Below are 9,888 nucleotides of genomic sequence, written 5' to 3' on the forward strand. Positions count from 1 at the left end.
AGACGTCGTACCAGATAATTTATACACGTAATTTAACAATAGGACAAATTGAAATTAACAAAAATACAATATTTTTATGTATATATAACATAAAAACCGAGTGTCAGGCCACTCGCTCTAGGCGGATGAACTTGTTTTCGGGGGTTAATAAGAGTCTAAAACGGCCACGTACACCCAAGCTCGAAATGAAGGGCCTCAAATGCGTAGCAGCAAAACGAATTGTTTTACCGCCATCCTCTACAACTTGTAAAGAGCTAAAACGGCCATGGTAGTAATCCATGCACTCGTTATAGCTCAATCTCAAGATAAAATAATACTCAATCATTTATGCGAGCGCTTTTTCAACCTTTTCATACAAGTCAGCACTTAGGCCATCTAAGTTGGCTAAGCGTTGTAATTGCAGTTTCATTGCTTGTGAGCGTACATCATCGTAACGCTTCCACGACATAAACGGTGTTAACATACGAGATGCATTTTGTGGATTAATTGCATTAAGTTTTATTAATAAATCACCTAATAACGCATAGCCTTGAGCATCTGCTCGATGAAATTGTGCTGTATTAAAGTGGCTAAAACTTCCTACAAGTGCACGTACACGGTTAGGATTTGAAAAATCAAAACACGGGTGTTCGTAAAGTGCCTTAATATCATCTATAGCAGTACTGCCTGATTGCATAGCTTGCAGTGCAAACCACTTATCCATGACTAAAACATCATGACGCCACTGACTATCAAAATGACTCAAAAGCTCGTCTCTAACAGGGTGTGAAGCTTTTACCACAGCGCTTAGGGCACCAAGTACATTAGTCATATTAGTCGAGCTTGCAGCTTCTTTAATAAAGGTTACAGCTTCTGGGCTTTGTGTTTTAGCAAGGTAGTGCAGACATATTTGCTTTAAAGCACGATTCGCAACAGCGCTTGCACTTATACTGCCATCATCTTCAAGAGATTCGTAACAACTAAGAAGCTCATCAGCAAGTTCATCAGCAATGTGTTGCTCAAACTTTTCTGTTATTTCAATAATGTCATCTACAGGTATTACATCAAATTCAGCAGCTAACGTGTCAAAACTCGGCAATTTAAACAGCTCTGCAATTAAAGCTAAATCGCCCTCTTTGGTGTTTATAAGTACACGTAGCGCATTTATAATTTCGCTGCTTAATACGCTATTCGTTGCATCGGTGATTTGAGATTTAATCGCCTTAATGAATAGCTGCTGTTGTGCATCCCAACGTGAAAAATCACTGCGCGCAAAACGCATAATATGCAATAGTTCGGGCTCTGTTGTTTGCTGGTTTAAAATACAAGGTGCAGAAAAGTCTTCGAGTAAAACCGCAACAGGCTTTTCTAAAATATTGTCAAAGCTAAATGTTTGAGTCGTATTTGTTACATCAAGTACATGATCTAGCTTTTTACCTTTATATTGCAGAGCAATACTTTGCCCATTGGCATCAAGTAGTTCAATAGCAAAAGGTATATGAAGCGGTTTATTCTCTGGCTGATTAGCCGGCGCTGCTTGCTCGATTGTCAAAGTATATGTATTTGAGCTGCTATCAAATTCTTGAATTGCATTTAAACGCGGTGTACCTGATTGGCTGTACCATTGTTTAAATTGCTCTAAATTAACACCTGATGCATCACTCATTGCACTTACAAAGTCATCACATGTAACTGCTTGCCCATCGTGGCGCTCAAAGTAAAGCGTCATCCCTTTTTGAAAGTTAGTTTCACCCAGTAATGTGTGCATCATACGGATAACTTCAGCACCTTTATCGTATACAGTTACTGTATAAAAGTTATTCATTTCAATAACTTTCTCAGGGCGAATTGGGTGAGCCATAGGGCCTGCATCTTCGCTAAACTGATGCGTACGCATAACTTTGACCGCATCAATTCGGTTAAGTGCACGAGAGCCTAAATCACTACTGAACTCTTGGTCTCTAAATACAGTTAACCCTTCTTTTAGCGATAACTGAAACCAATCTCTACAAGTAACTCGGTTACCTGTCCAGTTATGAAAGTACTCATGCCCTACAATGGATTCAATCGTATGGTAGTCTTTATCTGTCGCTGTTTCTTGATTGGCTAATACGCATTTACTATTAAAAACGTTTAGCCCTTTATTTTCCATCGCGCCCATGTTGAAAAAGTCGACGGCTACAATCATATAAATATCAAGGTCATACTCTAAATTAAAGCGTTCTTCATCCCACTGCATTGCCTTTTTGAGTGAGGCAATAGCATGGGGCGTTTTAGATAAATTACCTTTATCAACAAACAATGCTAATTCTACATCTCTGCCGCTTTTAGTCGTGTACGTATCTTTTAAAACATCAAAATCGCCCGCTACAAGTGCAAATAAATAGCTCGGCTTTTTAAATGGGTCTTGCCATTTCACAAAATGACGACCATCTTGTGTTTCACCACTGTCTACTTGATTACCATTAGAAAGAAGTTGTAAATACTTTTTATCGGCAATAATAGTTACATCAAACGTGGCAAGTACATCAGGGCGATCCATGTAATAAGTGATCTTTCTAAAACCCTGCGCTTCACACTGTGTACAATACGCACCGCCAGATAAATACAAACCCTCTAGAGAAGTATTCGTCTCAGGCGATATCTCGGTCACAATACTTAATTGGCAACTATCCGGTAGGTTATTAATTATTAGCTGCTCGCCAATAATTTCATAATCAGTTATATCAACCGTATCAATAGATAAAGACAGTAAGCGTAAATCAATACCATCAAGCACTAAAGGTGCTTTTTTATCACCAACACGCGTAAGCGTTAGCAAAGAGCTTACTTTGGTTGATAATGGCTGTAAGTCAAAGGTTAGCTCTGTGTGGTCAATTAAAAAATCAGGAGCTTTATAGTCTTTAAGATATTGTGCTTGAGGTTTACTTGATTCAGTCATAGATACTCCAAAACAGCTCCTTTTAAGTTAAAAGGAGCTGTTTAAAATTAGGCGGATTGTTTTGGCTTAATACGTAAAATTTTAATACCCAAGTAGGCATAAACCACCGCTAAAACAGGGTTAATTAAATTAAAGAAAGCGTAGAGTGCATAATCAAAAGGATTTATTAGTAAAACGCTTTGCATATATGCGCCACACGTGTTCCATGGTATTAGTGGGCTGGTAATTGTACCGCCATCTTCCAATGTACGAGATAAGTTAACAGGCTTCAAACCACGTTTTTCATATTCATCTTTAAACATACGACCAGGTACAACAATTGCAATATATTGATCGGCCGCTATCACGTTAGTACCAATACACGTTGCTATTGTTGCCGCAATTAACGATCCCGTACTTTTAGCTATTTTAAGTATGCTTTTAACAAAAATATCCAAAAGGCCTGTTTTTTCCATAATGGCACCAAACATCAGTGCAGTCATAATAAGCCATGTGGTTGTAAGCATTCCGGACATACCGCCACCACTAAGTAGGGAGTCCATTTTGTCATCGCCTGTACTTATGCTAAAACCATCAAAAAACGTCGTCCAAACAAGCTTAAAGTAGCCAACTAGCTGTCCTTGAGAAACATCAATTTGGCTAGCAATTAAATCAGATTGAAACAACATGGCCCAAACAGCGCCTACAACAGCACCGATAGAGATAGCAGGAAAGGCCGGCATTTTTTTAATCGCTAAAACTAAAAGTACAATTAGCGGGATTAGCATTTCAAAACCAATATTAAAGTTTTGCTGTAAAATAGCAGTTATTTCATCAATACGCCCCGCTTCGCTTGAAGCAGTTGCGTTAAAGCCCATGAATATAAATATAATCAGTGCAATTACAAAACTAGGGACTGTCGTCCACAGCATATGTTGAATATGCTCAAATAAATCAGCGCCTACAACTGCTGGCGCTAAGTTGGTAGTTTCTGACAGCGGGCTTAGCTTATCTCCAAAGTACGCGCCAGATATAACCGCGCCTGCTGTAACTGTTTGCTCAAGCCCAAGACCCGTTGCAACGCCTAATAAAGCAACACCTATAGTAGCGGCAGTAGTCCAAGAACTACCAATACTCATAGCTACAATGCCACAAATTAAACAACTCGCTGCATAAAACCAACTTGGATTTATAACTTGCAAGCCATAATAAATTAAAGTTGGTACAGTTCCAGAAAGTAGCCAAGTGCCAATTAACGCACCTACCATAAGTAAAATTAGGATAGCGCCAAGCGAAAGCGTTATACCTTCAATCATGGCTTGTTCTAACTTTTTCCATGTATAACCGTTTTTAAGCCCAATTAAAGCCGCTGCAAAAGTAGCAAATAAAAGTGCAATTTGGTTAGGGCCTGATGAAGAGTTATCACCAAATAAGTAAACTGCAGCACCAAGTAAACAAATTAATACAGAGATAGGAATTAATGCATCAAAAAACGAGGCGGGCTTGATTGGTTTGTCATCCAATAGCTTCAAAGTAGAGACTCCTACACACACTTACTGTGTGTTTAATTATTATTTTTAGCACGTAAAGCGCATTAATTGAGCGTCATTAATCTAGCTCAACTTTATGTAATCAAGGATTATAACAATTTAGTAAATTTTAGGTAGTAAAAAAGGCGCTAAAGCGCCTTTTTTATAGAGGTAAAACCAGTTGCTACTTCTTAGCTATACGACCATAATTAATATAATCTTGAGTAATTAATGCAGCTTCTTCCAAAAATGGGTCAAGCTCTTCAATTACTTCAGGTAAATCGTCTAAGTTTTCTACCGGATCTTTACCTAAACGCTTAAGACGTTCGTTAGTACGTACAAGTGCACGTGCTTCACCTTCATCTTTTTCTTTAATACGCGTAGCTTCAACTAAAGAGATAGTTTTACGGTCTTTCTCTTCGTTGTATAAGGTAATGTCATTAAATACATAACCAAATTCTGGTTCTGATTTTATTCGTACTTCGTGTTGTTTCTCAAGGTACGTAATAATAGGTGTTAAATTACCTAGTTTTTTGTATTTCGCTTTAACAATGCTATCCCAAGGAAGTGCATTATCTTGCTTACTTTCGCCCCACTCTGCAGGGTCGATTGCTGATGGAAACGAAATATCAGGGATCACACCTTTATGTTGCGTACTACCACCGTTAATACGATAAAACTTAGCAATTGTATACTGCACACTACCCAGCGCATTATCGTATAAATCATAAGCGCGGCCTAAGCCTTTGTGCTGCTGCACAGTACCCTTACCAAAAGTTTGTTCGCCAATAATAACCGCACGACCGTAATCTTGCATAGCTGCTGCAAATATTTCAGAAGCAGAGGCACTGTAACGATCAACTAAAACAGTTAAAGGACCATCGTAATAAGTTATACCATCGCGATCTTTTTGCTCTTCAATACGGTTATTTAAGGTATGAATTTGAACCACTGGACCTTGGTCAAAAAACAAACCAGACAGTTGTGTTGCTTCATATAAAGAACCACCACCATTTTGACGTAAGTCGATAATAATACCATCAACTTTTTCTTCTTTAAGCTTAGCCAGTTCAACTTTTACATCTTTCGAAAGATTATTGTAAAAGCCTGGAATTTCAATCACTCCAACTTTACTTGTTAAATCAGAGTATTTGGCTTCAAATACTTCTGATTTAGCCGCTCTATCTTCAAGTCGAATTTTATCACGAGTGATTTCAACAACTTTAGGTGCGCCGTGAGCGTCAACACCTTTTAAATACTGTAGACGTACTTTAGTCCCTTTAGGACCTTTAATTAAATCAACTACGTCATCTAAACGCCAGCCAATTACGTCTACAAATTCTTCGCCATCTTGGGCAACACCAATAATGCGGTCATCAGCTTTAATTTGATCTGTTTTATCTGCAGGGCCTCCCGGCACTAAGCTGCGAATAACAGTGTAGTCTTCATCAGGGCTTAGTACGGCACCAATGCCCTCAAGCTCTAAGTCCATATCCATTTTGAATTGCTCTGCTCGACGTGGCGATAAATAAGACGTATGCGCCTCAATGCTGCGTGCTAGCGAATTCATAACAATTTGAAAAGCATCTTCTGAATTAGATTGTACTAAACGTTTTTCTGCATTTTTATAGCGTTTGGTCAGCACTTCTTTAATGCCTTCCCAATCTTTACCCGTCATTTTTAAACGCAGTGCGTCGTACTTTACACGCTCACGCCAAATTTCATCAAGCTCAGCTTGTGACACAGGCCATGCTGAATCCTCACGGTCAAAAAAGTATTCATCTTCTTTATCAAACGTCATTTCTTTTTCAAGTAAAGTAAGTGAATACTCGTAACGTTCAAAACGGCGTTTAAGACTTAAGTTAAAAATATCAAACGTAAAGTCTAATTTACCGGTAGTAATAGCGTTATCAAAGTCATCACGATATTGCTCAAAAGAAGCGATATCGCTGGCTAAGAAAACGCTTTTGTTAAAATCAAGGGATTCGATATAACGATCGTACACTTTACTAGAAAGCTCATCGTTAAATCGAACCGGTGTATAGTGTGAACGAGCAAATAAGCTAGCCACTCGTTTGCTAGCAGTACCATGTTGACTCTCTTGCTTAAGCTGGGGTAAATCGTCAATTGTAACGGCTTCTACAGCAGCAAATAATGAACCTGAAAACAGGGCAGCAACTAACGGAATGAGCGTAAACTTTTTACTCATACACAACTCCTTAATTTATTTACAACTTAAACGATGTATAAGCTGTCAGCTTTGGTTTTAACTTGCATACCTGTCACTAATTCAACATGAACGTCATCTTTGTTCACTTCAGTGATTACTGCATTTACAAGTGCTTGGCCAAGTTTAACCTTAACCTTATTATTAACCTTGACCTCAGTTGCTGGTAAAGGTTCAATTTTTCCTGAACGTTTAACTGGCGCTGCTTTAGCAGGTTTGTTAGCCGCAGGTGCGTTTTTATCGCCTGCTTTGCTAGCATGAGCTGGTTTTTTCTTGAAAGATTTAGAATCAGAATCTTGGCGAGGACGCTGTTGTTTTTTGCGTTTTGCCATTTTAGCGCGGCTTTCTTCCAATGCTTTTTGTGCATGGTCGATATGCTCTTGCTCAACTTTTTCACCTTGATTACCATCAAGATCAATACGAAACTCTGACTTTGTCACAGCTTCTAAATAACGCCAGTTAGACGTGTACTTTCTAAGCGCTTGACGAACTTGAGTCTTACTTACTTTTTCAGACCCTTCAATACGCTCAGCAATATCTTTAAAAATACCTACTTTAAGCGGCTTGATGCCATCTTTTTGTTTAAAACATTGTGGGAATTCTTGATATAAAAATTCCAACACTTCATTAATATCTTTTAGCTTGTTTGTGGTTTCCATTTTAGAACCTATTTTTCACATCTTTTCATCAAGGGACGAATCGACGTAGTGTGTTACCCAGTCGACCAACTCTTCGAAATCGGCTTCTATTACAGCCATATCACCTCGAAGGTGTTCCCAAATACCATTAATTGTTTCATCAATAAATTCACATTCTGAATCATCTGGTAGACGATCCCATGCAATATGAATTAAATCATTGAGCGTTTCCGCTACATGTTCTTCTTCGCCTTCCCAGTCGCCAACATCTTGCACAGCAAATAGGTAGTCTTGAACATTTAGCAAATCTTTCATTACAGGCTCGCCTCTAAGCATTTCACTAATGCTTCAAGACCAGCTTTATCATCAGCATCAAATCGACCAATACTTGGACTATCAATGTCTAGTACTGCGAATACTTTACCATGTTTCATGATAGGTACAACTACTTCAGAGTTAGACGCTGCATCGCAGGCTATATGGCCGTCAAAAGCGTGAACATCTTCAATTAATTGTGTTTCTGCGGTTGCCGCAGCTGTCCCACATACCCCTTTCCCAACGGGAATACGGATGCATGCAGGATTACCCTGAAACGGACCAAGTACTAATTCAGTAGGAGAATCCATAAAGTAAAAGCCCGCCCAATTTACATCTTCTAAAGAGGTAAATAACAGCGCGCTTATGTTTGCCAAATTGGCAATTACATTAGATTCACCAGCTATCAGCGATTCAGTTTGCTTAACTAATGACTGGTAAAAATCGTGCTTTTGCATACCAAACTACTTCTTATTAAACATACAGTAGCTAAAGGTACTCTTTGTCGTGAAAAATTGGAACCTTTTGAAGGTAAAAAAAAGGAAATCGCACCGTTTATCAGCGTGCTTGGTCAATAATGCTGCGATTATTTTTTACCGATTTACGAAGACCAAATAAAAACAGTCCGGCTGCAAATGCTGACATAACACTATTAATCAAAAATATCTCGCCAGTTGAGGCACTTAATAAGTAACTAAATATAGCGCCACCTAACAAACCAAGCGTTAATACACCTGAATAATTAACTTTAGAATACTTAAACATTAGTAAATACCCTGGCACAACAAAGGCCGCCATTGTTAAGCCTACAATATGTGCATTTGAGATAGCAGTCATCAACAGTTGAAAAAATACGGATAAGAAATCACCCTGTAGCGTTAGTGCATAATACAATCCTAACAAGCTGCCAATAATTACCGGGGACAATAATGAAAGCGCGACGCTTTTTGCGAGTTGATGTTTCATCTAATAATCCTTAATACAGAGTATAAATTTTAATGCATTAAGCATGCACCAAGATCTAAAGCTTAGAAATAGAGACTATGGTCGTAACTTATGATGATAAAACATACAATATATAAGCTAGGTAATTTAATAAAGACAAGCACTAGACTTTTTTGTTAATGGATCGAGAGGTCGGGATTTGAACCAACACTCTCGAATTAAATAGTTGAATTAAACGACTTACTACAAGAATACTTATTTAATGACGTAAACAAACCAATCAAAGACCTCATTTAAAGGTAATATTGTTATTCAACATTACAACCATAATGAGTTTGCAAATTTTGTTCATGTTCTAGATTAAAAGGCACTGAGGGGTCAAAAGTGGGGGCATCTTTCACTTGCTGCTGCGTCATATCAACATAAATTTTAGAAGTAGGCCAACTCACCTCTTTAATCCATTTGGGAGCAATCAAAACCAGATGACCCAACCACCAATTACTGGTGTTAATAATCAAATAACGAATTTCCCAGGTGTCGGTATCTATCAACATACCTTGTAAGTGACCTAGATCACCGTCTATGACATCAAGTTTGTAACCCGTTACTGCATTACTACTGCGTAGATGATGATCATTATCTTGAGATAATGCAGCATCAACATCTGCGAAATTATCTGGTGCATCTAAGTTATCAGGCTTTGGTGCGACACTATAATTACCAGGTGACATCATATTAGGGCCGGGATCACCTCCCAAAATATCAGTGTTATCCCAATAATGTGAGTAACCATAATATCGCATGTATTCTAGCTCATACTGCCTAGAAACTGGCTTTTCGCTATCCATATCAGGGCAATTTTTAACTTGTTTTCTTGAAATTGTAACAGTGAGCGTCTGTGGTTTCTGATTCAACTTTTTAATTGATATAGGTGAAAGTAATATTTTTTTGCTCAATAGCCAAGTGCCAGTTTCAACCACCAAATATCTGATCACCCAGTGTTTATCATCAAAATAAAAATCTTTGGTAAGCCCAATATCTCCATCCGATGCATCAATGGCTAAATTTTTTAAATCATTCAGAGTATGTAACATGACGTATTTGCTCCAAGTTAAAGATGGCAAACAATAAATCATTGTTTTGTTAATAGAGTTTATATTTAAAAGCTTGCAGCAATATTCTCATTCAATCTGTTCGCTATCGCACCGAAGTAGCATGAATACAAGGCTAATCTAGATTTATCTATACATTTTAAGGTCGCGGATTCAAATCTGAAGTGCATAACGTTTAGGCGGCTTTAGCCGCCAAGTGATCCTGCATCAATTTTGCAGGCGT

Annotated in this window: 9 protein-coding genes; all 9 read right to left on the reverse strand. The window is 38.2% G+C overall.

Annotation, left to right across the window (positions count from 1 at the left end):
- Nucleotides 1-103: 103 nt before the first annotated feature.
- The 9 genes from AAEY62_RS02080 to AAEY62_RS02120 all read right to left on the reverse strand — a co-directional run bounded on the left by AAEY62_RS02080 (nt 104) and on the right by AAEY62_RS02120 (nt 9,647).
- Nucleotides 104-325: a DUF2835 family protein gene (locus AAEY62_RS02080; RefSeq protein WP_101163783.1), complete on the reverse strand. Its 222-nt coding sequence runs from the start codon at nt 323-325 to the stop codon at nt 104-106.
- Complete coding sequence (pepN, locus tag AAEY62_RS02085; protein WP_350634524.1) at nt 326-2,920, reverse strand: aminopeptidase N; 2,595 nt, start codon at nt 2,918-2,920, stop codon at nt 326-328. It abuts the gene before it with no gap.
- A 47-nt stretch (nt 2,921-2,967) separates the two neighbouring features.
- Nucleotides 2,968-4,431 carry a Na+/H+ antiporter NhaC gene (nhaC, locus tag AAEY62_RS02090; protein WP_007586912.1) on the reverse strand — a complete coding sequence of 488 codons (1,464 nt, stop codon included), beginning with the start codon at nt 4,429-4,431 and terminating at the stop codon, nt 2,968-2,970.
- A gap of 181 nt (nt 4,432-4,612) precedes the next feature.
- The gene (gene prc / locus AAEY62_RS02095) at nt 4,613-6,637 is read right to left on the reverse strand and encodes a carboxy terminal-processing peptidase (RefSeq protein ID WP_007586913.1); all 2,025 of its coding nucleotides are present in this window, start codon (nt 6,635-6,637) and stop codon (nt 4,613-4,615) included.
- Nucleotides 6,638-6,663: 26 nt separating this feature from the next.
- Nucleotides 6,664-7,314, reverse strand: coding sequence for an RNA chaperone ProQ (proQ, locus tag AAEY62_RS02100; protein ID WP_007586916.1), 651 nt, complete (start codon nt 7,312-7,314; stop codon nt 6,664-6,666).
- A 15-nt stretch (nt 7,315-7,329) separates the two neighbouring features.
- A complete protein-coding gene (locus AAEY62_RS02105) occupies nt 7,330-7,608 on the reverse strand; it encodes a hypothetical protein (RefSeq protein ID WP_002961910.1) in 279 nt (92 codons plus the stop codon).
- On the reverse strand, nt 7,608-8,066 hold the full coding sequence (gene msrC, locus AAEY62_RS02110) for a free L-methionine (R)-S-oxide reductase MsrC (RefSeq protein ID WP_007586917.1): 459 nt from the start codon (nt 8,064-8,066) through the stop codon (nt 7,608-7,610). The genes AAEY62_RS02105 and msrC overlap by 1 nt, the downstream gene beginning before the upstream one ends.
- A gap of 100 nt (nt 8,067-8,166) precedes the next feature.
- A complete protein-coding gene (locus AAEY62_RS02115) occupies nt 8,167-8,574 on the reverse strand; it encodes a hypothetical protein (RefSeq protein WP_024589180.1) in 408 nt (135 codons plus the stop codon).
- A gap of 287 nt (nt 8,575-8,861) precedes the next feature.
- Nucleotides 8,862-9,647 (reverse strand): PRC-barrel domain containing protein, encoded by a 786-nt coding sequence (locus AAEY62_RS02120; RefSeq protein ID WP_024589179.1) that lies wholly within the window; start codon nt 9,645-9,647, stop codon nt 8,862-8,864.
- Nucleotides 9,648-9,888: the final 241 nt, after the last annotated feature.

This window comes from Pseudoalteromonas sp. GW168-MNA-CIBAN-0100 (genome assembly GCF_040309225.1).
Lineage (GTDB): Bacteria > Pseudomonadota > Gammaproteobacteria > Enterobacterales > Alteromonadaceae > Pseudoalteromonas > Pseudoalteromonas arctica.